Source organism: Paraplanobispora takensis (genome assembly GCF_016863195.1).
Lineage (GTDB): Bacteria > Actinomycetota > Actinomycetes > Streptosporangiales > Streptosporangiaceae > Planobispora > Planobispora takensis.
On sequence record NZ_BOOK01000020.1, the window covers coordinates 41,722 to 68,097 of the forward strand.

General features: G+C 73.1%; 23 protein-coding genes. 15 read left to right on the forward strand and 8 right to left on the reverse strand.

Going from position 1 to position 26,376, the window contains the following annotated elements; genetic code table 11:
- Positions 1-78: 78 nt before the first annotated feature.
- The 5 genes from Pta02_RS14610 to Pta02_RS14630 all read left to right on the forward strand — a co-directional run bounded on the left by Pta02_RS14610 (position 79) and on the right by Pta02_RS14630 (position 6,048).
- A complete protein-coding gene (locus tag Pta02_RS14610) occupies positions 79-1,410 on the forward strand; it encodes a glycoside hydrolase family 3 protein (RefSeq protein ID WP_239130549.1) in 1,332 nt (443 codons plus the stop codon).
- A gap of 237 nt (positions 1,411-1,647) precedes the next feature.
- Positions 1,648-2,919 carry a sensor histidine kinase gene (locus Pta02_RS14615; protein ID WP_203875347.1) on the forward strand — a complete coding sequence of 424 codons (1,272 nt, stop codon included), beginning with the start codon at positions 1,648-1,650 and terminating at the stop codon, positions 2,917-2,919.
- An 86-nt stretch (positions 2,920-3,005) separates the two neighbouring features.
- Positions 3,006-3,647: a response regulator transcription factor gene (locus Pta02_RS14620; protein ID WP_203875348.1), complete on the forward strand. Its 642-nt coding sequence runs from the start codon at positions 3,006-3,008 to the stop codon at positions 3,645-3,647.
- Between the two features lie 16 nt (positions 3,648-3,663).
- Positions 3,664-4,098: a hypothetical protein gene (locus tag Pta02_RS14625; RefSeq protein WP_203875349.1), complete on the forward strand. Its 435-nt coding sequence runs from the start codon at positions 3,664-3,666 to the stop codon at positions 4,096-4,098.
- Positions 4,099-4,371: 273 nt separating this feature from the next.
- Positions 4,372-6,048: an AMP-binding protein gene (locus Pta02_RS14630; RefSeq protein WP_203875350.1), complete on the forward strand. Its 1,677-nt coding sequence runs from the start codon at positions 4,372-4,374 to the stop codon at positions 6,046-6,048.
- Between the two features lie 12 nt (positions 6,049-6,060).
- Here the strand turns inward: Pta02_RS14630 and Pta02_RS14635 are convergent, their stop codons facing one another.
- The gene (locus Pta02_RS14635) at positions 6,061-7,263 is read right to left on the reverse strand and encodes an acyl-CoA dehydrogenase family protein (protein ID WP_203875351.1); all 1,203 of its coding nucleotides are present in this window, start codon (positions 7,261-7,263) and stop codon (positions 6,061-6,063) included.
- A gap of 82 nt (positions 7,264-7,345) precedes the next feature.
- On the opposite strand from Pta02_RS14635, the gene Pta02_RS14640 reads away from it, so the two are divergent.
- The 4 genes from Pta02_RS14640 (at position 7,346) to Pta02_RS14655 (ending at position 10,106) form a co-directional block, all read left to right on the forward strand.
- Positions 7,346-7,990 (forward strand): HAD family hydrolase, encoded by a 645-nt coding sequence (locus Pta02_RS14640; RefSeq protein ID WP_203875352.1) that lies wholly within the window; start codon positions 7,346-7,348, stop codon positions 7,988-7,990.
- Between the two features lie 122 nt (positions 7,991-8,112).
- Entirely contained in the window at positions 8,113-8,619 is a 507-nt protein-coding gene (locus Pta02_RS14645; RefSeq protein ID WP_203875353.1) for a DUF6912 family protein, read from the forward strand.
- Between the two features lie 49 nt (positions 8,620-8,668).
- Positions 8,669-9,304 carry an HAD family hydrolase gene (locus Pta02_RS14650; protein ID WP_203875354.1) on the forward strand — a complete coding sequence of 212 codons (636 nt, stop codon included), beginning with the start codon at positions 8,669-8,671 and terminating at the stop codon, positions 9,302-9,304.
- 40 nt (positions 9,305-9,344) lie between these two features.
- Positions 9,345-10,106, forward strand: a complete 762-nt coding sequence (locus tag Pta02_RS14655; RefSeq protein ID WP_239130557.1) for an HAD family hydrolase — start codon at positions 9,345-9,347, stop codon at positions 10,104-10,106.
- A 117-nt stretch (positions 10,107-10,223) separates the two neighbouring features.
- On the opposite strand, the gene Pta02_RS14660 is transcribed toward Pta02_RS14655, so the two are convergent.
- Entirely contained in the window at positions 10,224-11,786 is a 1,563-nt protein-coding gene (locus Pta02_RS14660; RefSeq protein WP_203875355.1) for a penicillin-binding transpeptidase domain-containing protein, read from the reverse strand.
- Positions 11,787-11,920: 134 nt separating this feature from the next.
- On the opposite strand from Pta02_RS14660, the gene Pta02_RS14665 reads away from it, so the two are divergent.
- From Pta02_RS14665 to Pta02_RS14680, 4 genes are all read left to right on the forward strand, one after another.
- Positions 11,921-12,841: a LysR family transcriptional regulator gene (locus tag Pta02_RS14665; protein WP_203875356.1), complete on the forward strand. Its 921-nt coding sequence runs from the start codon at positions 11,921-11,923 to the stop codon at positions 12,839-12,841.
- Positions 12,838-13,746 (forward strand): serine hydrolase, encoded by a 909-nt coding sequence (locus Pta02_RS14670; protein ID WP_203875357.1) that lies wholly within the window; start codon positions 12,838-12,840, stop codon positions 13,744-13,746. Before Pta02_RS14665 ends, Pta02_RS14670 begins: the two co-directional genes overlap by 4 nt.
- 106 nt (positions 13,747-13,852) lie before the next feature.
- Positions 13,853-15,880 carry an acetoacetate--CoA ligase gene (locus tag Pta02_RS14675; RefSeq protein WP_203875358.1) on the forward strand — a complete coding sequence of 676 codons (2,028 nt, stop codon included), beginning with the start codon at positions 13,853-13,855 and terminating at the stop codon, positions 15,878-15,880.
- Positions 15,881-15,945: 65 nt separating this feature from the next.
- Positions 15,946-17,409: an AAA family ATPase gene (locus Pta02_RS14680; protein WP_239130559.1), complete on the forward strand. Its 1,464-nt coding sequence runs from the start codon at positions 15,946-15,948 to the stop codon at positions 17,407-17,409.
- A 35-nt stretch (positions 17,410-17,444) separates the two neighbouring features.
- Here Pta02_RS14680 and Pta02_RS14685 read toward each other — a convergent pair whose 3' ends face one another.
- Entirely contained in the window at positions 17,445-17,801 is a 357-nt protein-coding gene (locus Pta02_RS14685; protein ID WP_203875359.1) for a winged helix-turn-helix transcriptional regulator, read from the reverse strand.
- A gap of 86 nt (positions 17,802-17,887) precedes the next feature.
- Between Pta02_RS14685 and Pta02_RS14690 the strand changes: the two genes are divergently transcribed.
- The gene (locus Pta02_RS14690; RefSeq protein ID WP_203875360.1) at positions 17,888-18,877 is read left to right on the forward strand and encodes an NAD(P)H-binding protein; all 990 of its coding nucleotides are present in this window, start codon (positions 17,888-17,890) and stop codon (positions 18,875-18,877) included.
- A 59-nt stretch (positions 18,878-18,936) separates the two neighbouring features.
- Here Pta02_RS14690 and Pta02_RS14695 read toward each other — a convergent pair whose 3' ends face one another.
- Entirely contained in the window at positions 18,937-19,584 is a 648-nt protein-coding gene (locus Pta02_RS14695) for a GNAT family N-acetyltransferase (RefSeq protein ID WP_203875361.1), read from the reverse strand.
- Positions 19,585-19,816: 232 nt separating this feature from the next.
- On the opposite strand from Pta02_RS14695, the gene Pta02_RS14700 reads away from it, so the two are divergent.
- Positions 19,817-20,491: a hypothetical protein gene (locus Pta02_RS14700; RefSeq protein ID WP_203875362.1), complete on the forward strand. Its 675-nt coding sequence runs from the start codon at positions 19,817-19,819 to the stop codon at positions 20,489-20,491.
- Here Pta02_RS14700 and Pta02_RS14705 read toward each other — a convergent pair.
- The 4 genes from Pta02_RS14705 to Pta02_RS14720 all read right to left on the reverse strand — a co-directional run bounded on the left by Pta02_RS14705 (position 20,463) and on the right by Pta02_RS14720 (position 26,367).
- On the reverse strand, positions 20,463-21,101 hold the full coding sequence (locus tag Pta02_RS14705; RefSeq protein WP_203875363.1) for a response regulator: 639 nt from the start codon (positions 21,099-21,101) through the stop codon (positions 20,463-20,465). The two genes, Pta02_RS14700 and Pta02_RS14705, sit on opposite strands and share 29 nt — an antisense overlap.
- Positions 21,098-23,353 (reverse strand): sensor histidine kinase, encoded by a 2,256-nt coding sequence (locus Pta02_RS14710; RefSeq protein WP_203875364.1) that lies wholly within the window; start codon positions 23,351-23,353, stop codon positions 21,098-21,100. The genes Pta02_RS14705 and Pta02_RS14710 overlap by 4 nt, the downstream gene beginning before the upstream one ends.
- 133 nt (positions 23,354-23,486) lie before the next feature.
- Positions 23,487-25,010 carry an FAD-binding oxidoreductase gene (locus Pta02_RS14715; protein WP_203875365.1) on the reverse strand — a complete coding sequence of 508 codons (1,524 nt, stop codon included), beginning with the start codon at positions 25,008-25,010 and terminating at the stop codon, positions 23,487-23,489.
- Between the two features lie 94 nt (positions 25,011-25,104).
- Positions 25,105-26,367, reverse strand: coding sequence for an NAD(P)-binding domain-containing protein (locus tag Pta02_RS14720; RefSeq protein WP_203875366.1), 1,263 nt, complete (start codon positions 26,365-26,367; stop codon positions 25,105-25,107).
- Between the last annotated feature and the right edge of the window lie 9 nt (positions 26,368-26,376).

Sequence of the window (26,376 nt, forward strand, 5' to 3'; positions counted from 1 at the left end):
GCGCCACGCCGTGCGACACGACGGGAAACGGAGCGTCCGCTCGCCCGCCCGGATAGCGTGGACGGCATGGTTCGGTGCGTGCGTACGGCTGGTCTTGCAGTGATCGTGACGATGGTGGCCGGATGCGCCGGTTCCGGAGCGGCGAGCGTGCCCGCCGGGAACCGGGCGAGCGCCGCCTCCCCCGCCTCCTCCTCGGTCGCCGAGAGCACGGCGGGGACCGCCGAGAGCACGGCCGGCACCACCACCGGCAGCACCGCGCCCGCCGGGGTGGAGGAGACGCTGGCGAAGATGAGCGTCGAGGAGAAGGTCGGCCAGCTCTTCATGCCGGTCCTGTACGGCCAGGCGGCCGACACGGTCTCGGGGGAGAACCAGGCGCGCTTCGGTGTGGGCACGCCCGCCAAGATGATCGCCAAATACCGGCCCGGCGGGGTGATCCTGTTCCCCTGGGCGCAGAACGTCAAGGACGTCCGGCAGGTCGTCGCCCTGACCAACGGCCTGCAGAAGGCCTCCCCGCGGATCCCGCTGCTGATCGGCGCCGACCAGGAGAACGGCCGGGTCTCCCGGCTCGCGCCCCTGGTCACCAAGATGCCCGGCGCCTCGGTTATCGGCTCCACCGGCGACCCGTCGCTGGCCCGCAAGGCCGCGAAGGTGACCGGGGCCGAGCTGCGCGCGCTGGGCATCACCCTCGACTTCGCCCCGGTCGCGGACGTGAACCTCAACCCGCGCAACCCGGTGATCGGCCCGCGCGCCTACGGATCCGACCCGCGCAAGGTCGCGCCGATGGTCGCCGCGGCGGTGAAGGGCTTCCACGACGCCGGGGTCGGGGCCGCGGCCAAGCACTTCCCCGGGCACGGCGACACCACGGTGGACAGCCACTCCGGCCTGCCGGTGATCAAGCACTCCCGGTCCCAGTGGGAGCGGCTGGACGCGCCGCCGTTCGCCGCGGCCGTCGGGGAGAAGGTCGACATGGTCATGAGCGCCCACGTGGTCATGCCCCGCCTCGACCCCTCCGGTGACCCGGCCACGCTCTCCAAGCCGATCCTGACCGGCCTGCTCCGTCAGAAGCTCGGCTTCGACGGGGTCGTCTCCACCGACGCGCTGGACATGGAGGGCGTGCGCAAGAAGTACGGCGACGGGGAGGTGGCCGTGCGGGCCGTCCTGGCCGGGGCCGACCTGCTGCTCATGCCGCCGGACTATCCGAAGGCCTACGAGGCGGTCCTGTCGGCGGTGAGGTCCGGCCGGATCTCCCAGGAGCGGCTCGATGAGTCCGTACGGCGGATGCTGAAGCTGAAGGCCGCCCGGGGCATCCTGCAGCGGGCCCCGGTCGCCGACCCGGCGAAGGCGGAGAAGGTGCTGCGCTCGGCCGAGCACCGCAAGGTCGCCTCACTCATCACCGCCAAGGCCCGCTGAGACGGATCGGCTGAGGCGGGCCCGCCGGACGGGCCTACCGGAACGGCGGACGCGCGGGACGCGGGTGACCGCGGAGACCGTGGGGATCACGGGGACCACGGGACCACGGCCATCCGGGCCGCCCCGCCCCGGTGAGACCCTCGCGGCCGGACTAGCCGGGGGGTAGTGCTCTCCCCACCATCTTTGGTGGACCCTCGCCCATGTTCCCGGGTGATCGCGATTCTCTACGGTGGTCCTATGACCCCCTCGGAGCTGACCACCCCATGGGACCGGATCCGGGCCCACTGGTCGGCGCAGACCTGGCTGCGCACCTTCCACGTGGTCACCGGCCTGCCGATCGCGCTGCTGGGCGCGCTGGCGATCGTGGTCCTGACCGCGCTCTCGGTGGTGTTCGTCTGGACCGTGGTGGCGCCGGTGGTGGGCATCCCCCTGCTGTTCACCGTGGTGCCGGCGCTCACACGGGTGCAGCGGGCCCGGTTCGCCGCCTTCCTGGAGGTGGAGATCCCCCCGTCGCCGCGCCCGCCCGTCGGCCGCCGGCCGCTGAAGTGGCTGCTGGGCGCGGTGCGGGCACGGAGCACCTGGCGTCAGTTCGCCTACCATCTGCTCGCCCCGCTGATCAGCGGGGCCGGGTTCGTCGTGGTGGCCGGGATCTGGACGGGCGGGCTGGTGGCGGGCACCGCCGCCGTGCGGATCCGGGAGTGGGCCGACGGCTGGGCCGTCATCGCCCTCGCCCTCCTCGCGGCGGTCCTGCTCACGGCCGGACCGTGGGCGGCGCGCGGGATGTCCGCCCTGGACGTGATGGCCGCCGGGGCGCTGCTCGGTCCCAGCCGCAGCGAGGAGCTGGTCCAGCGGGTGGAGACCCTCACGGAGAGCCGCGCCGAGGTCATCGACGCCGCCGACGCCGAGCGCCGCCGCATCGAGCGGGACCTGCACGACGGCACCCAGCAGCGGCTGGTGTCGCTGGCGATGAAGCTCGGCATGGCCCGCGCCACCCTCACCGACGTCCCCGAGCCCGCCAGGGAGGCGATCGCGCAGGCCCACGAGGAGGCCAAGCACGCCCTGCGGGAGCTGCGCGACTTCGTGCGCGGGCTGCACCCGGCCGTGCTCAACGACCAGGGGCTGGACGCGGCGCTGTCGGGCCTGGCCGCCCAGGCCCCCTTCCCGGTACGGCTGCGCGTGGACCTGCCGGTGCGTGTGTCCGCCACGGTGGAGGCCGTGGCGTTCTTCGTCGTCTCCGAGGCGCTGACCAACATCGCCAAGCACGCCCGCGCCTCCGGCGCCGAGGTCGCGGTCGACGGTCACGACGGCCTGCTCCGGGTGGCCGTCCGCGACGACGGCCGCGGTGGCGCGGACGCCGCCGGGGGCACGGGACTGCGCGGCCTGACCCAGCGGGTCGGCTCCGTGGACGGGAGGCTGCACATCGACAGCCCGCCGGGCGGCCCGACGGTGATCAGGGCGGAACTGCCGTACGCGCGGGAACCACATCGGATGGCCGGGGAGAGATCGTGACATATGCACCTGTCGTCCGGGACTCCGGTGGAGAGGCCGCGACGCGTCCAGGGTCCGAGCGCGGTCCGGGAGAAGGAAGGCCTGCCATGCGTGTCGTGCTCGCGGAGGACTCCGTCCTGCTCAGGGAGGGGCTGGTCTGGATGCTCGGGTCCGCGGGGATGGAGGTCGTCGCCGCGGTGGCCGACGCCGAGGGGCTGCTGCGCGCCGTGGACGAGCACCTGCCGGACCTGGTCGTCACCGACGTGCGGATGCCGCCCTCGCACACCGACGAGGGCCTGCGCGCGGCGCTGGTGCTGCGGCGCTCCCATCCGGGTCTGCCCATCGTCGTGCTCTCCCAGTACGTCGAGGAGCGTTACGCCACCCGGCTGCTGTCCACCGAGACCAGCGGCATCGGCTATCTGCTCAAGGACCGGGTGGCCGACGTCACCGAGTTCCTGGGCGCCCTGCGCCGGGTCTCCGAAGGCGGCACGGCCCTGGACCCGGAGGTGGTCGCCCAGCTCCTGATCCGCCGGCACAGCGACCCGCTCGACCTGCTGACCCCCCGGGAGTACGAGGTGCTGGCCCTGATCGCGGAGGGCCGCTCCAACGGCGGCATCTCCGAGGCGCTGACGATCTCGGAGGGCGCGGTCGGCAAGCACATCAACAACATCTTCACCAAACTCGGCCTGTCCGGCGCGGACGGGGACCACCGCCGGGTCCTGGCCGTCCTGCGCTTCCTGAAGGTCTGAAGGGAGAGGAACGCCGATGCGACGCAACGTCAGGACCGCCTGGATCGCCGTCGGCGGGGCGCTCACGGCGCTGGCCGTCCTGGTCCTGCCCGTGACGGCGTGGACCGAGATGAGACGGCCCGGATCCTCCTACGGCACCTCTCTGCTGTCCTCCACGGGGTCCGAGAGCTTCGTCCGGGTCTACCGGCTCACCTCACCGGTGGTCGTGGTGCTGGCCTCCGAGGAGGTGGAGGTCCGGGTGGTCCGGGGTGAGGTGGGGCGCCTGACCATCGAACGGACGCTCGCCTGGTCCCACGACCGGCCCGACCTGTTCGAGGGGTGGGACGGCGTGACGCTGCAGGCCGAGCTCTCCTGCGCCCGGTTCGGCCGTCCCCCGGACCCGGGCTGCGGGGCCCGCTACACCCTCAGGGTGCCCGACGGCACCCGGGTCGAGGGCCTCGGTCCCTCCTAGTCCGATGGCCGGGTGATCCGGGCCGCATGCCGTCCTCTGCCCGGCGGCCGGGTGATCCGGCCCGCGCGCCGTACCTTGACGACGCGCCGGGGTGACGGTGAGGTGGTGGGGACGGCGCAGGGCCGTGATCGGCGTTTCGCCGTCCCGTGCCGCCGCCCCGGCGACTGAGGGGACCCCGCGGCCGGCGGCCACGGGGCGTGCGTGCACATAAGCACACGTGCGTGCGCATAAGCACAGGAGCACGGAAGCACAGGGACACAGAAGGAGAGTGCGATGGGGGAGGGGTCCGCCTACCGTGAGTTCCGCGCCGCCCGGGACTTCCTGCTGACCTGCCGGGAGGACTACGCGACCGCCTACCGGGAGTTCTCCTGGCCCCGGCTGGAGGAGTTCAACTGGGCGCTGGACTGGTTCGACGTGATCGCGCGCGACAACGCCCGGCCGGCGCTGTGGATCGTCGAGGAGGACGGCACGGAGGAACGCCGGTCGTTCGCCGAGCTGTCAGACCGCTCCAACCGGGTGGCGAACTGGCTGCGGACGCTGGGGGTCGGGCGCGGCGACCGCGTCGTCCTGATGCTGGGCAACCAGCTCGAGCTGTGGGAGACCACGCTGGCCGCGGCCAAGCTCGGCGCCGTGGTGATCCCGGCGACCACGCTGCTCACCCCGGCGGACCTGCGCGACCGGCTCGACCGGGGCGCCGTCCGCCACGTGGTGGCCGCCGGGGCGCAGACCGGCAAGTTCGGCGACCTCCCCGGCGACTACACGCGGATCGCCGTGGGGGAGCCGGTTCCGGGCTGGCACTCCTACGCCGACGCCTACGGCGCGGACCCCGACTACCGGCCCGACGCGCCGACGAAGGCCGACGACCCGCTGCTGCTGTACTTCACCTCGGGCACCACGGCGCGACCCAAGCTGGTCGAGCACACCCACGTCTCCTACCCGGTCGGGCACCTGTCCACGATGTACTGGATCGGGCTCGAACCCGGTGACGTGCACCTGAACATCTCCTCGCCGGGCTGGGCCAAGCACGCCTGGAGCAACGTCTTCGCCCCGTGGAACGCCGAGGCCACGGTGTTCGTCCACAACTACACCCGCTTCGACGCCGAGCGCCTCCTCGACGAGATGGCGCGGTGCGGCGTGACCGCCTTCTGCGCCCCGCCGACCGTGTGGCGGATGCTGATCCAGGCCGACCTCGGCCGGCTGACGACCCCGCCGGTCAAGGTGGTCGGCGCGGGCGAGCCGCTCAACCCCGAGGTCATCCAGCAGGTGCGCGACGCCTGGGGCGTGACCGTCCGGGACGGCTTCGGGCAGACGGAGACGACCGTCCAGGTGGCCAACACCCCCGGCCAGCCGGTCAAGCCGGGCTCCATGGGCCGTCCCGCCCCCGGATACGTGGTCGAGCTGATCGACCCGGTCACCGGCGAGCCCGCTCCGGAGGGGGAGATCTGCCTCGACCTGGCCCACCGGCCGCTGGGCCTGATGGCCGGTTACCGCGGCGATCCCGGCCGCGCGGCGGACGACGGCTACTACCACACCGGCGACATCGCCGCGCGGGACGAGGACGGCTACCTGACCTACGTGGGCCGGGCCGACGACGTCTTCAAGGCCTCCGACTACCGGATCTCGCCGTTCGAGCTGGAGAGCGTCCTGCTCGAACACGACGCGGTGGCCGAGGCGGCGGTCGTGCCCGCCCCGGATCCGGTACGGCTGGCCGTACCCAAGGCGTACGTCATCCTCGCCCCGGGCTGGACCCCCGACGAGAAGACCGCCGCCGACATCCTCCGCCACGCCCGCGAGCACCTGGCGCCCTACAAGCGGGTGCGCCGCCTGGAGTTCGCCGAGCTGCCCAAGACCATCTCGGGCAAGATCCGCAGGGTCGAACTCCGTGCCCGGGCCGCGGACCCGCAGCTGCGGGGCACGGAGTACCGGGAGGAGGACCTCCCCGCCACCTGATGGGCGGGCCGCCTACGACAGGTACGGCTTGAGCTCGCGGCGGGCGACGGTGCGCAGATGGACCTCGTCGGGTCCGTCGAAGATGCGCATCGCGCGGGCCTGGGCGTACATCAGGGCGAGCGGGACGTCGTCGCTGACCCCCATCCCGCCGTGGACCTGGATGGCCCGGTCGATGACCTGGCAGGCCATCCGGGGGGCGACGACCTTGATGGCGGAGATCTCGGAGGCGGCGGCCTGCGCGCCCACGGTGTCGATCATCCAGGCCGCCTTCAGGGTGAGCAGCCGGGCCTGCTCGATCGCCAGGCGGGACTCGGCGATCTGCTGCTGGACGACGCCCTGCTGGGCGAGGGTCTGGCCGAAGGCCACGCGGCCGGCCGCGCGGGCGCACATCAGCTCCATCGCGCGCTCGGCCATGCCGATGGCCCGCATGCAGTGGTGGATGCGGCCGGGCCCCAGGCGGGCCTGGGCGATCCTGAAGCCGTCCCCCTCCGCGCCGATCAGGTTCCCGGCGGGCACGCGGACGTCGGTGAAGACGATCTCGGAGTGGCCGTGCTGCTCCTGGTAGCCGAAGAGCGGCAGGTGGCGGACGATCTCGACGCCGGGCGTGTCCGTCGGGACCAGCACCATCGACTGCCGGCGGTGGGAGGGGCCGTCCGGATCGGTCTTGCCCATCACGATCATGATCGAGCAGCGCGGGTCGGCCGCGCCGGTGATGAACCACTTGCGGCCGTTGATCACGTATTCGGAGCCGTCGAGCCTGATCGAGGTGGTGATGTTGGTGGCGTCGCTGGAGGCCACCGCGGGCTCGGTCATCGCGAACGCCGAGCGGATCTCGCCGTCGAGCAGGGGGCGCAGCCAGCGCTCCCGCTGTCCGGGCGTGCCGAACATGTGCAGGACCTCCATGTTCCCGGTGTCCGGGGCGGCGCAGTTCAGCGCCTCGGGGGCGAGGTCGGGGGAGCGGCCGGTGACCTCGGCCAGGCTCGCGTAGTCGAGGACGGACAGGCCCGACTCGGCGGGCAGGAACAGGTTCCACAGGCCGCGGGAGCGGGCCTCGGCCTTGAGCTCCTCCACCACCGGGGGCAGGGTGTGGTCGTCGTGGCCGCGGGCGGCCCGCCACTGGTGGTAGACCGGCTCCGCCGGATAGACGTGGGTGGTCATGAAGTCGGTCAGATCGGCGAGGTATTCCTCCGCCTTCGGGCTGAGCGCGAAGTCCATACCGGTCAGTCTGGCAGCACCCCTTTTCCGGTCTCCCGGCGGCTACGCCTACGCTGTAACCGGTTCTAGACGAGGAGGCGGAATGATCAAGGGTGTGCTGGTCGACTGGGGCGGGGTGCTGACCACCGGCCTGCACGAGGCGATCGAGGCCTGGATCGTCACCGAGCGGATCGACGCCGCGCACTACCGCGACGTGATGCGCGAGCTGGTGATGCACGCCTACGAGGGCGAGTCCGGCGCGGAGAACCCGATCCACGCCCTGGAGCGGGGCGAGATCTCCGCCCTGGAGTTCGAGCGTGACCTGGCGGCCAGGCTGCTGACCACCGACGGCGTGCAGCCGGCCGCCGAAGGGCTGCTGACCAGGATGTTCGCCGGCTTCCAGCCGGTCCAGCCGATGTACGACATGCTGGCGGCCGTCCGGGAGGCGGGGCTGAAGACCTGCCTGCTGTCCAACTCCTGGGCCAACGACTACCCCCGCGACAGCTGGGACGGGATCTTCGACGAGATCGTCATCTCCGGCGAGATCGGCATGCGCAAGCCGGAGCCCCGGATCTTCGAGTACGCCCTGGAGCGGGTCGGGCTGTCCGGTCCCGAGTGCGTGTTCATCGACGACATCGAGGCCAACATCGTGGCAGCCCGTGAGCTGGGCATCGTCGGCGTGCACCACCGGGACGCCGCGGCGACCATCGCAGAGATGGAGACCCTGCTCAGCGTCCCGCTGCGCTGACCGCCCCGGTTCCGGCGCGCCGCCGCGGCGCCGCGTCTCGCGGCGGGGGCGCCGGGCCTGGCACACTCGTTGGACGATCGGCGCCGGTCGGGCGCCGCCGCAGAACACAGATCGAGGCACTGATGCGCGTCTATCTGCCGTGCACGCTCCCCTTGCTGGCCCGCGTGGTCACGGCCAAGGAGCTCGGCCCGGCCCCGCTGATCGGTTACGCGGTGACCCCCGCGCTGACCGAGTGGTACGCCTCGGGGGACACCGAGGAACTGGAGTACGTCGCCCTGACGGAGGCGGCCAGGGGGTCGCTGCGGATGCTGGCCGCCGACCGCGTCGACGGCGTCGACGTGCCCGCCCGCCGGGTGGTGATCGCCGCCGAGGTGGCGGACGACGACGTGAGCACGGGCACCGACCTGCGGGAGCGCGCGCGGGTACGGCTCGCGCGGTCCATCCCGATGGAGGAGATCGCCGCGGTGCACGTCGACGACCCCTCGGCGGTCGACGACATCGAGGCCGCCGTCGCCGCGCTGCCGGCCGCCGACAAGGGCGACGACGACGCCCGGTTCACCGTGGACGGCGCCGAGGCCCACGAGCTCATGTGGTACGCCACCCAGGAGATGTCCGACCTCGTCGACTGACGGTTATTCATGTGCCTCACCTGCGCGTTCTCGGTAGAATTCACGCAATATGAGACACATTGTTTGGGACTGGAACGGCACGCTCTTCCACGACATCGACGCCGTCGTCGGGGCGACCAACGCGGTCTTCGAGCCCTACGGGCTCGGCTCCTACGACGTCGAGGGCTTCCGCGCGGTCTACACCCGGCCGATCTGGACGACCTACGAGCGCATGCTCGGCCGTCCGCTGGAGGACGGCGAGTGGGCCCGGCTCGACCAGGGCTTCCACGACCACTACCACCGGCTGATGCTGGAGTGCGGCCTCGCGGCCGACGCGCTGTCCACCCTGCGGAGCTGGGAGCGGGAGGGCGGCACCCAGTCGCTGCTGTCCATGTGGTGGCACGAGCGGCTGGTCGCCAAGGTCGCCGAGTACGGCATCGACCGGCACTTCACCCGGGTCGACGGGCTGCTGCACACCGAGCCGGGCGGGCACAAGGCCGAGTGCATGGTGGCCCACCTGAAGGCGCTGGACGTCGACCCCGGCGACGTCCTCGTGATCGGCGACAGCGTGGACGACGCGCACGCCGCGCAGCACGTCGGGGCCCGCGCGGTCCTCTACACCGGCGGGATGACCGGCCGCGGGGACCTGGAGGCGTTCGGCGTGCCGGTCGTGGACACCCTCGCGAACGCCATCGACTACGCATAACCGGACGATTTCCGTATCAGTGGCGGCCAGAGTGCGGCCGGTGGCCGTACTCTGGCATCCCGCCGAGTGTCTTTCGGAGGTCACGATCACCCGCCTCGTTCTCTGGAACGTCGACCTCACCCTGGTCGACGTCTCCATCGTCACGCGCGACGCCTACGCCGACGCCTTCCGGCGGGTCACCGGGCGGCCCCTGGTCAAGCTGACCCAGCACAACGGCCGTCCGGACTCGGAGATCGTCTTCGAGACGCTGGCGATCAACGGGATCATCGCCGAGGACGAGCACCTGCCGAAGTTCCTGGACGCGCTGGCCGACGCCTTCGCGGCGCGCCGCGGGCGGCTGGCCGGGGAGGGCAGGGCGATGCCCGGGGCCGGTGACGCGCTGCGGGCGGTCTCCCGGCTCACCGGCACCGTCCAGTCGGTGCTCACCGGCACGATCAAGAGCAACGCCGTGCTCAAGCTGACCGCGTTCGGGCTCCACAAGCACGTGGACTTCGAGGTCGGCGGCTACGGCGAGGAGGTCTACCCCAAGGCCACGCTGCTGCAGGTGGCGCAGGGCAGGGCCAAGGCGAAGTACGGCATGGCCTTCGACGGGGGCAACACCGTGCTGATCGGCGACTCGGTCCGGGACGTGCAGGCGGCCAAGATCGCCGGGGCGTCGGTGGTCGCGGTGGCCACCGGGCGGTCCCTCCCGGCCGAACTCCACGAGGCGGGCGCCGACGTGGTGCTGGGCGACCTGTACAACCCGGCGGAGGTCGTCGCGGCCGTGGCCCGGCTCACCCCGCCCGTCGGCCGCGCCGGATAACCGGCCGGCTCCCCGCCCGTCGGCCGCGCCGGGTCCCCTTCCTGCCCGGCGGACGGCTCCCCGCCTCCCCGCTCACCGCTTCCCCGCTCACCGCCTTCCCGCTCACCGCCTTCCCGCTCACCGGTCGCCGAGCTCCGCCAGGAACCGGGCCGCGATCGGGGCGGCGGTCTCGGAGCCCGCGCCGCCGCCCTCGACGATCACCGAGAAGGCCAGGTCCCCCCGGTAGCCGATGAACCAGGCGTGCGAGGGCGGCTCCTCGCCCGAGCCGTACTCGGCGGTCCCGGTCTTGCCCGCCGTACCGGAGGGGAAGGAGACGCCGCTCGCGGTGCCCTCCACCACCACGGCGGGCATCAGCGTGCGCAGGGCGCCTACCACCTCCGGCTCCAGCCTCCTCGGCTCGGCCGCGGGGAGCAGCCCGGCCTCCACCAGCCGGGGCGGCCGCCAGGAGCCGTCGGCGATGGCCGCCGCCACGGTGGCCATGTTCAGCGGGCTGGTCAGCACCCGGCCCTGGCCGATCGAGGCCGAGGCGAGGTCGGTGTCGTCCCCGGGCGCGGGGAAGAGCGCCCGTACGGCGGGCACGCCCGGCCGGACCGGCGCCTCGAACCCGAAGTCCCGCGCGACCTCGGCCATCCGCCGCCCGCCGAGCCGGTCGACGCTCAGCCGCCCGAACGTGGTGTTGCACGAGTGCGCGAACGCCTCGCGCAGCGAGGGCGTGCCGTAGTCCTTGAACCCGGCGTTGTGGAACGGGAAGCCGCCGATGTTCTGCTCGGCCGGGCAGGCCACCCGCTCCCCGGCGGTCATGCCGTCGGCGACCAGCGCCGAGGCGGTGATCACCTTGAACGTCGACCCCGGCGGGTAGTGGCCCAGCAGGGCCCGGTTGAACCCGCCCGGCTTGTTGGCAGCCGCCAGGATCTCGCCGGTCGAGGGGCGGAGCGCGACCAGCGAGGCGGGCCTGTCCACCCCGGCCAGGGCGTCCGCCGCGGCCCGGTGGACCTCCAGGTCGACGGTCGTCCTCAGCTCCCGGCCCGGCCGGGCGTCGGCGGTGGCGAGGGTGGCCACCTTCGCGTTCCCCCTCACCAGGTCGATCCGGGCCGAGGAGGTGCCGGTGAGGCGGTCGCGGTAGGTCTTCGTCAGCTCCTCCACCAGCTGCTGCACCGAGCCGGGAGTGGAGGGCGTGTCGATCCGGGTGCCGTCGGCGGCGAGGACGGGCGCCCGCTCGGCCTCGACGGTCACGGCCTTGATGCGCATCCCCTCGCGGAGGCGGGGATGGACGGCGGCCGGGGACCACCGCACCCGCCAGGTCCGCTCGTGCTCGACCAGGCTCAGCGAGCCGTCGTAGGTCCAGTCCACGGGCCCTTCCAGCCGGGCCCGGAAGCGCACCGCCGTACCGTCCCCCTCCTCGGAGGCGCCGTCTGCCTCCGGGCCGGCGGTCCCGACGACCTCGAAGCCGGCCCCCGACAGCTTCAGGTCGGTCCGGAAGCGTTCGTACCAGCCGTCGAACCCCTCCGGCGGATCGACGGTGAGCGCGCGCATCGCGGCGTAGTCCTGCCGGTCCCACGCGGCCAGGAACAGCCGGGCCGTCTCCTCCGGCGAGCCCTGGGTGCGCAGCGCCCACACCGCCCCGCCGATCGCGGTGGCCGGGACCAGCACCGCCGCCGCCACCAGGTTCCTCAGCCTCATCCTCGGTCCCCCTCGTCGTCGCGAGCTCTCGGTGCGAGCCCTCGTCGCGAGCCGAGGAGACCAGAGGAGCGCGGCTGATGTCCAATATTGATATGGATGTCGAGATGATATGGAAATTGATATCCTTCCTGTTCATGGACCTGGTGAAGCACCTGCGCTACTTCATCGTCGTGGCCGAGGAACTGCACTTCGGCAACGCGGCGATCCGGCTCGGCATGGCGCAGCCGCCCCTCAGCCAGCGCATCCGGCGCCTGGAGGAGGAGCTGGGCGTGCGGCTGTTCGACCGCTCCAGCCGCCAGGTGCGTCTCACCGAGGCGGGCCGGGCGCTGCTGGCCGAGGCCGCGGAGATCGTCGCCCGGGTCGACCGGCTCCGCACCCTGGCCGAGCGGGGGGAGGGGACAGTCCTGCGGGTCGGGGTCCCGCCCGACCTGGGTTCGGCGGTGATCGCGGCGCTGATCGCCGGCTTCCGCGAGGCCGAACGCGGAGTACGGCTGGAGCCCGCCGAGATGTGGAGCGCCGACCAGGTCACCGGGATCACCGACGGCGCCCTGGACGTGGGGGTGATCCGCCACCCGATCGCGGCCCCCGGGCTGAGCTTCGGGCCGATGCTCGTGCAGCGCCCGGGCGTGGTGCTGGCCGGCTCCGACCCGCTCGCCGGGACGGCCTCGGTGCACCTGGCCGACCTGGCCGGGCGGCGGCTCGTCCTGTTCCCCGGAGAGCCGGGGCTGCAGGAGGAGACGCTCGCCGAGTGCCGCCGCCACGGGTTCGTCCCGCAGGAGGTGCACGAGGCGCAGACCCTCGGCCTGGTCATGGCCGGTACGGCCGTCGCCTTCGGGCCCCGGGTGGAGCTGCCGGGCCTGTGCTGGCGGCCGCTGCTGGGCGACCCGCTGGCCTGGCGGATCTCGACCGCCTGGCGGGGCGAGGCGGGACCGGCCGCCCGGACGTTCGGGGCGGTGGCCGTACGGGTCCTGCGGGAGAATGCCGGGATGACGGACGACGGCGCGGCACCGGTGCGCCAGGTGCGGGCCAGGCCGGCCTCGGGGTTCCTGGCATGACGCGCCCGGAACGCCTCGCGGGCCGGTCCGCCGGGGACACCGCGGGCGACGGGGAGTTCGACGGTCTGTTCCGCGCGGCGGGCGTGACCGGGTTCCTGCACGCCGTGGACGTGGACACCGGGGCCGAGGTCGCCTACGGCGCGGACGAGTCCGTGGTCACCGCCTCGGTGTTCAAGGTGGCGCTGCTGGTGGAGTTCTTCCGTCAGGCGGACCGCGGCCTGCTGGACCCGGCCGAGCGGGTCACCATCATGGCGGACCGCCACACACCCGGGCCCACCGGAGTGGCGGCGATGGCCGACGACGTGACGATGTCCCTGCGCGACCTGGCCTATCTGATGATCGCGGTGAGCGACAACACCGCCGCCGACACCCTGATCGGCCGGGTCGGACTGGAGGCGGTCAACACCATGCTCGCCTCCTCCGGCCTCACCGGGACGCGGGTGGAGCACGACTGCGCCGAGCTGTTCGCCAGCATCGTGCAGGACACCGGGCAGCAGGAGATGCCGACCGACCCGGCGGCGGTCTCCCGGCTGCGGGTCCTGGACCCGGCCAGGACCAACCGCAGCACGCCGCGCGAGACGACCCGGCTGCTGGCCGCGATCTGGCGCGACGAGGCCGCCTCGCCGGAGTCCTGCGCCTGGATCCGCAGGCTGATGGGCCTGCAGGTCTGGCCGCACCGGCTGGCCGCGGGCTTCCCCTACGACGACGTCGCGGTCAGCGGCAAGACCGGCACGCTGCCCACGGTGCGCAACGAGGCCGGCGTGGTGGAGTATCCCGACGGCGGACGGTACGCGGTCGCCGTCTTCACCCGTTCGTACGGCACGGCGCAGAACCAGCCGCGCGCCGACGCGGTGATCGGCACCTCGGCCAGGGTCGCGGTGGAGCGGCTGCGCGCCCGCTCCTGACCCGCCCGGCCGCGTGCCCGGTTATGTGGAGGGCCCACACCCGTAGCGCCGCCGTATGGGACCACCCGGGGATGACATCCGGCCGGGCCACCGCGAGGATGGGGGCATGGTTGAGGAAGGTACGCGACTCTGGGAACCCACGCCGGAGATCGTGCGGGACGCCAAGGTCACCCGCTACATGGAGTGGCTCGGCCGCCCGGTCGACTATCAGGCTCTCTGGCAGTGGTCGGTGGACGCTCCGGCCGAGTTCTGGACGTCGGTCTGGGACTATTTCGAGGTCGCCGGAGCGCGTGGTGACGGGCCCGTCATATCTGGGACGATGCCGGGTGCCGAATGGTTCACGGGATCGACGCTGAACTACGCGGAGAACGCGCTGCGTCGCGCCGCGTCGGAGCCCGACGGGCCCGCGGTGGTCTTCCGCGACGAGTCCGGGGCCCGGCGCGCGCTCACTCTCGGCGAGCTGGCCGGTGAGGTCGCCCGGGTCCGCGCCGGACTGGCCCGGCTGGGGGTCGGCAGGGGCGACCGGGTCGCGGCCTACGCGCCGAACGTGCCCGAGACGCTCGTCGCCTTCCTCGCCACCGCGTCCCTGGGCGCGATCTGGTCCTCCTGCTCCCCGGACTTCGGCGCGCCCAGCGTGATCGACCGCTTCACCCAGATCGAGCCCAAGGTGCTCATCGCGGTGGACGGCTACGACTACAACGGCAGGCGCTTCGACCGCGCCGCGGTGGCCGACGACATCGCCGCCCGGCTGCCCTCCCTCGTCGCCCGGGTGCGCATGCCCGCCGGGGGCGCCGCGGCTCCGGCGGGCACCGCCGACGTGTCGACGGGTACGGCGGTTTCGGAGGGACAGGTCGGTACGGCGGGCACGGCCGGGGCGTCGGCGGCCGGTCCCGTGGCCGGGGCCGCCGCTCACCCGGTCGTGAGCTGGGACGAGCTGCGCTCCGCCGAGGAGCCCCTGGCCTTCGAGCCGGTGCCGTTCGGCCACCCGCTGTGGATCGTCTACTCCTCCGGCACCACCGGCCTGCCCAAGCCGATCGTGCACGGCCACGGCGGCGTGGTCCTGGAGCACCTCAAGGCGCTCTCCTTCCACCAGGACCTCGGTCCCGAGGACGTCTTCTTCTGGTACACCACGACCGGCTGGATGATGTGGAACTACCTCATCGGCGGCCTGCTGGTCGGCGCGACGGTGGTGCTCTACGACGGCTCGGCGACCCACCCCGGCACCGACGCCCTGTGGCGGCTGGCCGCCGAGGAGGGCGTCACCTACTTCGGCACCGGCGCGCCGTACATCATCGCCTCGATGAAGGCGGGCGTGAAGCCCGAGGGGCTGGAGCGGCTGCGCGGCCTGGGCTCGACCGGCTCTCCGCTCCCGCCCGAGGGCTTCGCCTGGGTGCACGACACGCTGCCGGAGGTGCAGCTCGGCTCGTTCTCCGGCGGCACCGACGTGTGCACCGGCTTCGTCGGCGCGGTCCCGCTGCTGCCGGTGGACGCCGGGGTCATCCCGTGCCGCTGCCTGGGCGCGAAGGTGGAGTCGTTCGACCCCTCGGGCGAGCCCGTGATCGGCGAGGTGGGCGAGCTGGTGCTGACCCAGCCGATGCCGTCCATGCCGGTCATGTTCTGGAACGACCCCGACGGCTCGCGCTACCGGGAGAGCTACTTCGCCGACTACTCCGGCATCTGGCGGCACGGCGACTGGATCAAGATCCTCCCCGACGGCGGCTGCGTGATCTACGGCCGCTCCGACTCGACGCTGAACCGCGGCGGCGTGCGGATGGGCACCAGCGAGTTCTACCGGGTGGTCGAGCGCTTCGAGGAGATCGCCGACAGCCTGGTGATCGACACCGGCCAGCTCGGCCAGGAGGGGCGCCTGCTGCTCTACGTCACCATGGCCGAGGGCGCCGAGCTCACCGACGACCTGGTCGAGCGCCTGCGTACGACCCTGCGCGACGAGCTGTCCCCCCGCCACGTCCCCAACGAGATCACCGAGGTCCCCGGCATCCCGCGCACCCTGAGCGGCAAGAAGCTGGAGGTCCCGGTCCGCAAGATCCTCCTCGGGACGCCCCCTGCGATGGCCGCCAACCTCGACGCCATGGCCAACCCCGAGGTGCTGTCCCACTTCACCCCTAAATCCTGAGACCGCCCGCGGATCACTGAAGTACAGTCCAGTGGACTGTACTTCAGTGATCTGCGAGGTAACCCGTGGTCGCAAAACCCGATTACATCTTCGACCGTGACTGGGAGTGGGAGGCGCTGTCCTCCTTCGCCGAGGGGACGCAGGCCGAGGTGGCGTTCGGGGTGGTCAGCGGTCGGCGCAGGCAGGGCAAGACGTTCCTGCTCAAGGCGCTGGCCGAGGCGACGGGCGGCTTCTACTTCGAGGCGACAGAGGGAACGAGCATCGAGTCGCTCCGGTTGTTCGGCATGGCCATGGCTCGGCACCAGGGCTCCCCGGTGGGCTATCCATTCGCGGACTGGCGGGACGCGCTGGAGTTCTTCTTCTCGCTCCCGAAGGACCGGCCGCTCCCGCTGATCCTCGATGAGTTCCCGTACCTGATGAAGGCTGAACCGGCTCTGCCCTCGATCCTCAAACAGGAGATCGACCTGCGCGGGCGGACCCACCGGGGAAGCAGCCTCGCACGGGTCCTGATCTGCGGGTCCGCTCTCTCCGTGATGGGAAAGATCCTGTCCGGCCAGGCGCCGCTCCGCGGGCGGGCCCGGCTGGAACTCCTGGTCCAGCCGCTGGGGTTCCGCGAGGCCGCGCGATTCTGGGGGATCTCCGACCCGCGGCTGGCCGCGCTGGTGCACGCCGTGGTGGGCGGGACACCCGCCTATCGGGACGAGTTCACTGCCGGTGACCTCCCGGCTTCGCTGGAGGATTTCGACGGCTGGGTGGTCCGTACGGTCCTCAACCGCCGCACCTCCATCTTCCGTGAGGGGCGTCACCTCCTCGCCGAGGAGAGCGACATCCGGGACCCCGCGCTCTATCACTCGGTGCTGGCCGCGGTCGCCGAGGGGAACAGCACCTGGGGCGGGATCGCAGGTCACATCGGCTACAAGTCCTCCGACATCGCCCATCCGATCAACGTGCTGGAGGACTGCGGGCTTCTGGTCAAGGAGAAGGACGCCTTCAAGTCCGCCTCGCAGTATCGGATCACCGAACCCCTGATCTCCTTCTATCAGGCGATCATGCGTCCCGAGTGGACCGATCTCGGCATCGGCCATGCCCAGGAGGTGTGGGACCGGTCCCGGCAGCGCTTCCTGTCCAAGGTGATGGGCCCGCACTTCGAGACCCTGTGCCGGGAGTTCGCACTGCGCCACGCGCGCGAGGTGTTCCCGGGAGGCGTGGGCGAGGTCGCGGCGGGCACGGTCGTGGACCCGGCCACCCGCAAGCAGATCCAGGTGGACGTCGCCGTCCTCGGCCCCGCCTATCCGAACGAGGCGCGCGGGGTCAGATCACTCGGCGAGGCGAAGTGGGACAAGGTCATGGGAGTCAGGCATCTCCAACGCCTGCGGCGCGCATGTGATCTGCTCGCCGCGAAGGGATACGACACCTCCCGCACGGTCCTGGCCTGCTACAGCGGTGCCGGGTTCGACGAGCAGCTTCAGGCGGAGGCGCGCAAGGACTCCCGGGTTCTCCTGGCGGACCTGCCCACCCTGTACGGCTGACGCGGGCCGGGGCTCCGGGGAGTTCCCGGTGGGAGTCAGCCGCTGAGGGTGGACTCGCGGGCGGCCATGACCTCGTTGACGTGTTGCTCGGCCCAGTCGGTGACGGCCCGGATGGGGGCCTGCAGGGACTGGCCGAGGGGGGTGAGCTCGTATTCCACGCGAGGGGGGACCTCGGCGAAGACGTGGCGGGTCAGCAGGCCGTCGGCGGCCATGGCGCGCAGGGTCTGGGTGAGGACCTTGGGGGTGACGCCGCCGATCGTGTCGCGGAGTTCGGTGAAGCGGCGGGGGCCCTTGCGCAGGCTCAGCACGACCAGCACCGACCACTTGTCGCCGATGCGGTCGAGGACCAGGCGGGTGGGGCACTCGGGGTTGAACGCGTCTCCGTCCATCATAGTTTCCAGAGGGTACCAAGGGCACGTTGAAGTAACCAGTATCCAATGGATACCTTCGGCCGCAACGACTTCCCAGGAGGTGTGGCATGAGGATTCTGCTGATCGGGGCGAGCGGAATGATCGGCAGCCGGATCGCGGCCGAGGCCGGGGAACGGGGGCACGAGGTCACCGGGGCGACCCGCAGCGGCGCCGGTGGGACGCGGGTCGCGGACGCGGCCGACGCCCCGGCCGTGGCCGCGCTCGCCGCCGGCCACGACGCCGTGATTCTGGCGATCGCGCCGCCGCGTGACGGTTCGGAGCCGTCCGGCCGGCTGCTGGCGGCCGGGCGCGGCGTGCTGGAGGGGATGCGCGAGGCGGGGGTGCGGCGGCTGGTGATCGTCGGGGGAGCCGGCAGCCTGGAGGCGGCGCCGGGCGTGCGGCTCGTCGACACCCCCGGGTTCCCCGATCTCTACAGGGCCGAGGCCCTGTCCCAGGCCGCGCTGCTGGACTTCGTCCGGGAGCAGGCCGGCGACCTGGACTGGACCTACGTCTCGCCGCCGGCCGAGATCCTGCCGGGCGAGCGCACGGGGGACTACCGCCTGGGCGGTGACCGGCTGCTCACCGACGCCGGCGGCGGGAGCGCCATCAGCGCCGAGGACTACGCCGTCGCCCTGGTCGACGAACTGGAGACGGGCCGCTCCACCGGCCGCCGCATCACCGTCGCCCGCGCCGACCTCGCCTCGAACAAGGCGCTGGTGGAGGAGTTCTGCCGGGCCTTCTACAACGACAAGGACTTCGACCGCGCCCGGACGCTGCTGACCGACGACTTCGCCAACCACCACCCGGGCGCCGGGACGGGGCCGGAGGCCACGGTCAAGAGCTTCCGGGAGCAGGCCGCCGACCGCTTCCCGGCCTTCCGGCTGGAGATCCGCAGGCTGGTGGCCGAGGAGGACCACGTCTGGACCTACGGCCTGGTCACGCTCGGGCCGGACCTGCCCGCCTCGGTCTCGGTGGACATCTGGCGGATCGACCGCGGCCGGATCGCCGAGCACTGGGACGTCGGGCAGCAGGTCGCCCAGGACACCGTCCTGCTGTGACGGAGGGCGCCTGAGCGGGCGGCGTGGCCGTGCGGGGGCCGATCAGGCCGTCCGCGCGGTCACGCCTTCTCCGTGCCTGCGAGGCCGAACAGGGGCAGGCAGGGTTCGAGGTCGTGGATCCCGAAGCCGGGCGGGGTGCTCCAGTCCTCCCGGGACAGGCGCAGCCGCCGGGTCTCGGCGCGCTCGCCCCGGCGGCTGTGGACGTCGATGCCGTCGTCGCGGTAGCCGAGCTTGCGGGAGACCGCGAGGGAGGCGTGGTTGTCGGTGAAGGCCGCCGAGGTCGCCGTGCGGGCGCCCAGGCCGTCGAAGGCCAGGTGGAGTACGGCGGCGCGCATCTCGGTGCCGATTCCGCGGCCGTGGAAGCGTCGTCCCAGCCAGGAGCCGGTGCCGGCCTCCCGGGTGATCGCGAAGTCGGTGCCCGAGATCTCCTGGGTCCCGGCCACCTGCCCCTCGAAGACCGTGACGAAGAGGCAGCTCCACTTCTCCGGAGTCCAGGCCGACCACTGGCGGAAGTGGAACCGGACCGTGCTCCGGGCCCGCTCGGCGGGCTCCGCGTCGGTCCAGGGGAAGGTGAACGGCATGTCCTGCGGGTCGTGCACTCCGTCGGCGGCCAGATCCGCGAGGGCGTCGAGGTCGTCGAGCGAGGGCAGGCGCAGTTCGAGGCGCGGGGTGGTCACCCGGAGCCGGAGGATTGGAAAGTTCCGCATACCCCTCGATCCTGTGGTGACGGGGCGCGGGAGTCCAATGGATTTCGGCCGGGGTGTTCTTCCCGCGCGGGTGTGAATCCGGGAACGTTCCTTTCGAACCGGACGCGTCCCTTTCACCGGGGAGTCGCGAGTTTCGCGCGGAGGTCATTCATCTCCCGCCCGGGACATTTCTCCCGGTCGGAACGGACATCGGCCCATGTGGCCTGGGACATGGTGCCGATTGAGTGACCACATGATGAAAAATCCGGATTCGGTCCGCCGGTGGGTGGCCGGTATCGCCCTCCTCGCCTGGCCCGCCTTCGAGTTCCTCGCCTTCTTCACCGCCCCGCCCGGGGCCGAGCACGACCCCGCGATCTTCCGGGAGCAGGCGAACGCCGTACAGGTGAGCGCCCTGCTCTACATCTGGGCGACGCTCAGCCTCATCCCCGCCGTGCTGGGCATGGCCCACCTGCTGAAGTACCGCGCGCCCCGGACCGGGATCATCGGCGCCGCGCTCGGGCTGATCGGCGCCGGGCACGGGCTGACCCTGTTCACCACCGACTTCTACGACCTGGCCCTGGCCCAGTCCCTGCCCGACGCCCAGGCGGAGCAGGTGACCGCGCGCGCCGGCGAGCTGTGGGGATTCCTGTACGGCATGCTGCTGCCCGGCTTCCTGCTGCACATCGGGCTGATCACGCTGCTGGCCGGGCTGGCCGCGACGCGCCTGGCCCCGTGGTGGGTGCCGGTCGTGGCGATCGCAGGGACGCTCGTGCCGTTCCTGACCGTGGAGCAGTCGCCCGCCGTGCAGTCCACCGGGTCGCTGCTGCACCTGGCGGCCTACGGCTGGATCGCGCTGAGCCTGCTGCGGATGCCGCAGGCGCAGTGGACGCAGACGGCCGCTACAGACCGGCCTCTCGAGCGCGTGTGATCGCCTGGGCCCGGTCGGCCACCTGCAGCTTGGTGAAGACCGAGGAGACGTGGTTGCGCACAGTCTTCTGGCTCAGCCCGAGCCTGGCCGCGATCTGGGGGTTGGTGAGATGCCCGGCGACCAGGGCGAGGATCTCCCGTTCCCGCCTGGTCAGCTCGGGCAGCGCCTGGGCGTCGGGCCCGCTCCGCTCGCGCGCGGCGAAGTAGTCGGCCATCCGGGCGGCGATCGCGGGGCCGAAGATGGCCTCGCCGTCGGCGACCGCGTGCACGGACCGCACCAGCTCCGCCTTGCGCGCGCCCTTGAGGACGTAGCCGCGGGCCCCGGCCCGCATGGCCGCGAAGACCGAGTCGTCGTCGTCGGCCATGCTGAGCACGATCACCCGGACGTGCGGATGGTCGCGGACCAGCCGTTCGGTCGCGGCGATCCCGCCCATGCCCGGCATCGTCAGGTCCATCAGGACCACGTCCGGCTGCGCCCGCCCGACGAGGGCCAGCGCCTGCTCCCCGCTGGCCGCCTCGTCGGCGACCTCGATGTCCTCGACCGCCGACAGCAGGGCCCGCAGCCCGGTGCGGAACCCGGCGTGGTCGTCGACCAGCAGAACCCTGATCACCCGTGCCCCCCGATCTCCTCGCCGGAGGCGGCGGCGTTCACCGGCGCCCCCTCGTCTTCCCCGCCGGAAGCGACGCCGGACGCCGGCGTCGTCTCCCCTGCCCCGCCGGGAACGGCGTCCCGGTCACCGGCGTTGCCCTCCATGCGCGTCGGGAGCATCACCCGCACCCGGGTCCCGCCCTCCGGCCGCTCCTCGACCGTGCACGATCCTCCCAGCTCGGCGGCCCGCTCGCGCATCGACACCAGCCCGACCCCCTCCCGGCCGCCGCCGGCCTCGCGGGCGGGGGCCGCGCCGGCTCCCGTTCCGTCGTCGAGGATCTCCAGCACGAGAGCCGTCCCGGCCACCTCGATGCGCAACTCGGCCTCCGCCGTCCCCGCGTGCCTGCGCACGTTGGCCAGGGCCTCGGCCACGATGCGGTAGGCCGCCGCCTCGGTGGCGGCGGGCAGGGCGGGCAACTCGTCCGGTGCCCGCACGGCGACGCGCAGGCTGGGCGCCTGCCGGATCGCGTGGGCGCGCAGGGCGCCGAGCAGCCCGAGGGAGTCCAGCGCCGGAGGCCGCAGCCCGTCCACGAGTGTCCGCACGTCGGTCATCGCCGCCTCGGCGTCGTCGACGATGTCGGCCAGCAGCCGCCGTACCTTGCCGTCCTCGGCCAGGTCGTGGGCGGTCTCGGCGCGCATGGTGAGCGCGGCCAGCGTGGGGCCCAGGCCGTCGTGCAGGTCGCGCCGGATGCGGCGGCGCTCCTCCTCGCGGGCCATCACCAGCCGCTCCCGGGAACGCCGCAGGTCGGCGGAGAGGCGGGCGGCGTGCACGGCCACGGCGACCTGCCGGGTCAGGTCGGTCAGCACCGCCAGGTCGCGCCGGCCGAACCTGCTCTCGCCCGGCCGGGGAGCGAGGACGAGGTCGCCGACCCGCTCGCCGTCGTAGACCAGCGGCAGCCGGAGCAGACCGCCGGCGGGACGGCCCGCCGGCCCTTCGCCCCGGCCCTCCTCCTCCCCGGGGGCCGGTCCCCGGCGCTCCTCCGGGGCCGGTCCGGAGGAGTGCCGCAGGCCCGCGGCCGTCTCCACCGCGGCGTACGGCAGGCGCAGGGCCTCGGCCACCGACCGGGCGACCCCGGACAGCACCGCGTCCGGCTCCTCGCTGGCCTCCAGGCGGCGGCCGAGCCGGGTGAGCACCGCGTACGGGTCGTCCCGCTCGCCGTACATCAGCAGGTTGACCCAGGTCTGCAGGCGCTGCCGCAGCGGGGCGAAGGCGAGGGCGACGAGCCCGGCGGCCAGCACGGAGGCCGGCAGGTCCGCCGAGGGCAGGAGCGCGCCCAGATAGCCGACCACCAGCACGTAGCCGCCGGTCACGCAGCCCGACAGCAGTCCGTAGACCAGCGTCCTGTTGATCACCAGGTCGATGTCGAACAACCGGTGCCGCAGGATCGCGATGCAGATGCCGGCGGGGATGAGCGTCCCGCCCAGCGCGCCGACCAGCTCCCAGCCCGAGTGGACCGACGGGTAGACGCGCCCGGGATCGTCGTCGGCCAGCCCCGCCGCCAGCCGCGTGCTGGCGATCAGCACGGCGAGCCCGACCGCGTAGGCCAGCCACTTGATCTGCTCGCGCTCCCTGCCGGTGCTGCGCCACGCCCGCGCCAGCAGGTTGAGCCCTCCCACGATGAAGAGTCCCGCCTGCACGACCAGCACCGTCGTCTCCGCGATCTCGGCGGGTCCCGCCATCGCCGCCAGCCCGAGCGGGTTCGGCACGCCAGGGCCCACGCCCACCTGCTCGTTGACGCCGGGCCGCAGCGCGCTCACCGCCGCGGCCGGCACGGTCACCGCGATCGCGACCCGGACGAACCGGCGCCAGCGGGGTGAGGGCAGTCCGCCGGGGAAGAACAGGGGGACCAGGACGAGGGAGATGTTGGCCGGGATCCACAACCAGGTCTGCGGCCAGGCCATGGCCTCGGCCAGGGGCAGCGGCGCGCCCTGCCCGGGGGCGCCGGCAGGCGCGGGCACGCCGTAGATCGCGTACCGGCCGCAGGCCTCGTAGAGCGCGAAGCAGAACGCGCTGAGCGCCAGCAGCCGGCCCACCGGATGCCCGGGACGGTGCGCCCCGATCAGCCCGCCCGCCAGCGCGCACGCCGCCACCAGCAGCAGGTGGCTCTGCACGATCGGGTGATAGCCGTTGAGCGAGGACAGGACCACGGACAGGACGATCAGGAGCGTCGTCAGGGCGCATGCCGCCCACGCGACGCGCGGCGCTGTGATCACTGTTCCTCCGGGTCCGGTCGCCACACGGTACCCGCGCACCGGTCCCGGTTGTCCCGGGACGGTGTCCCGGGACAACCCGGCGAGCAGGGAGAGGGGCGACTCTCCTCCGCGGGCCCGCCCGCACGGTCCGCTCTCAGACGCCCTGGGGGAGGCGGAACAGGCGGCCGGGGTCGTAGGCGGCCTTGACGCGGGCCAGGCGGCCGGCGTTGGCGCCGTAGTAGGCGCTGCGCCACCCCTTCAGCTCCGGGTCGACGTAGTTGACGTAGGCGTGGTCGCCGAAGTGGGGCCGCATGGCGGCGTGCGCCCGGCGGGTCCAGGCCGTCGCCCCGGTGCGGTGGGCGTAGTACTGCACGCTGTACAGGGCGGCCCGGTGGGGGAAGGCGGTGGCGTCGGGGCGGACCCGGCCGACCGCGCCGCCGAGGGCGTCCAGCAGCACGCTGTGGCTGCCGGGCCGGTCCACCTCGGCGACCAGCGTCCGCGCCCCGGCCTCGGGGATCGGCCGGTAGGCCAGGTGGGACTTCGCGGAGAAACGGTCGCGCGGCAGCCGGCCGTCGGCGGTGCGCCCCGGCAGGGAGCCGCCCTGATGGCACTGGGAGACCGACAGGTTCGAGCAGCCCGCCATGATCATCATGGCCTGCCGGTAGGACACGCGCCGGACCGAGCTGGAGGAGGTCGCGCCGATCCGGTCGGCCAGGCGGTCGAGCAGCCGCTCGCAGTCGGCCCTGCCGCCCAGGTACACCCCGGCGACCTGCACCTGCGTCCCGCCCTCGCGGCTCAGGTGCAGGGTCGACCACAGCTCGTCCGGGACCGACGGCGCCCACGCCTGCCAGGCCTGCACCGCCTTGACGGCCCGCCGCCACGGCCACTGCAGGAAGAACACCGTGACCTCGCGCGCGGGGTGGGTCCGGAAGCCGAAGGAGACCGCCACCCCGAGGTTGCCGCCGCCCCCTCCGCGGCTGGCCCAGAACAGGTCGGGGTGGTGGTCGGCGTCGCAGGCCAGCAGCCGGCCGTCGGCGGTGACGATCTGGACCGACTCCATCACGTCGCAGGTCAGGCCGTACTTCCTGGCCACCACCCCGATCCCGCCGCCCAGCGCGAGCCCGCTGACCCCGACCGTCGGGCAGGATCCGGCGGGGATGCTCACGCCCTGCGCCGCCAGCCGGTCGTAGACGTCGATGAGCTTGGCCCCCGCTCCCACGGTCGCCCGGCCGGAGCGGTGGGAGACCGCGCGCATGGGGGAGACGTCGACGATCAGGCCGGTGCGGGTGGACCAGCCCGCGTAGGAGTGGCCGCCGGACCGTACGGCCAGCGGCACGTCCAGCCTGCGGGCGAAGTTCACGCACTCGGCCACGTCGGAGGGGTTCTCGCAGTAGGCCACGCCCGCAGGCCGGACCCCGTCGTAGGCGGGGTCGAACAGCCGGCGGGCGGTGTCGTAGGCGGCGTCACCGGGCCGGATGAGCCGGCCCTCCAGCCCGCGGCCCAGGGCCTTCCAGTCCGCGGGCCGGGGACCGGTCCGCGCGGCCGTCCCGGCCGTTCCCGCCCGCGCCGGCGCCGCGGTGCCCGCCGCCAGGGCGGTCCCCGCGGTCAGGGCGGCCATGCCGCCGATGCGCAGCAGCGTGCGCCTGTTCAGTGCCGGCGCGTCCGGAGCGGGCCTCATGATCTTCTCTCCCAGGGTTCGTACGACTTCCTGGTGAGACGCCCGCGCAGGTCATCCGGTTGGTCACATTCGCATCACTTCGCAGGTACGGGGCTCAGCCGCCGGCGTACTGCCGGGGCAGGTCCCCCTCCGGCGCGAGGGCGCCCGCGCACGACGGCCGGGACTTCAACGAGGACAGCAGACCGTCGGTGACCCGGCCGGCGGCGAACCGCGCGCCGTGGACGAACCTCATCACCGGCCCGAAGGTGGCGGCGGCGGCCAGACCGACGACGAACAGGCCGCTGACGGAGGTCTCGAAGTGCTTCGACAGCGCCGGGGCGGTCCCGGTGCGCCGGATCGCGCGCGTGAGGTCCTGGTCGAGGACGCCCATCCGCTCGACGTCCACCAGATAGCCGGTGGCCGCGATCACGTGGTCGGTGCGGATCGTGTCGAGGCCGCCCTGCGCGTCCCGCAGGGTCAGGATCACCTCGTCGCGGTGCGTCGACCCGGCCACCGTCCGGCCCAGGAGCACCGGGACCCGGCCGTCGAAGCGGTCCCTCAGCCACCACGAGCCCGCCGGGCCCAGGGTCGTGCGGACGATGTGGCGGCGGGTCGCCGCCGGCAGGTGGCGCACCGTGCCGGGCAGCTCGGACCAGACCCACGACCGCCAGCCGGTGCCGAGCCCCGACTGCGGCATCAGGATCCGCTCGATCGCCGAACGACCGGCGGAGGGCACGGTGTTCCAGGCCAGCTCGCCGGTCCTGGCCACCACCCGCGGCCGGGCTCCGGCCTCCAGCAGCAGCGCCGCCGTCTCCAGCGCGGACTGGCCGGCGCCCACCACGGTGACGTCGCGGTCGGCGAAGCCCGACAGGTCGTGGTGCTCGGAGCTGTGCGTGGCCAGCTCGGCGGGCAGGCCGCAGAGCGCGGCGGGCCGGTGGGCGAAGGGCAGGAAGCCCAGGGCCAGGACGACCGTCCGGGTCAGGACGGGCTGCCCCGTGGCCAGCTCGACGGTGAACAGCTCGCCGTCGGTGCTGATCGCGGCCACGGGCGTGGCGTCGAGCGCGTCGCCGACGGCCTGGGACCCGAACCACCGGCCGTAGTCGACGAACGTCTCCACGGGGATGGGCTCGCCGTAGGAGCACGACAGGTCCCGCGGCCGGCAGTAGGCCGCCAGCCCGTAGGCGCCGCCCGGGTCGGACAGGTTCGAGGCGGAGGGTTCCGACTTCAGCAGCATCCCGCGCGGCATGTGCCGCGCCCAGGCCTCCATGGGGCGGCCGTAGACGCGCGTGTCCAGTCCCGCCGCGGTGGCATGGGCCGCCACGGAGAGGCCGTACGGCCCCGCTCCGATGACGGCGACGTCGATCATCGGCGCACGCATGGTTTCTCC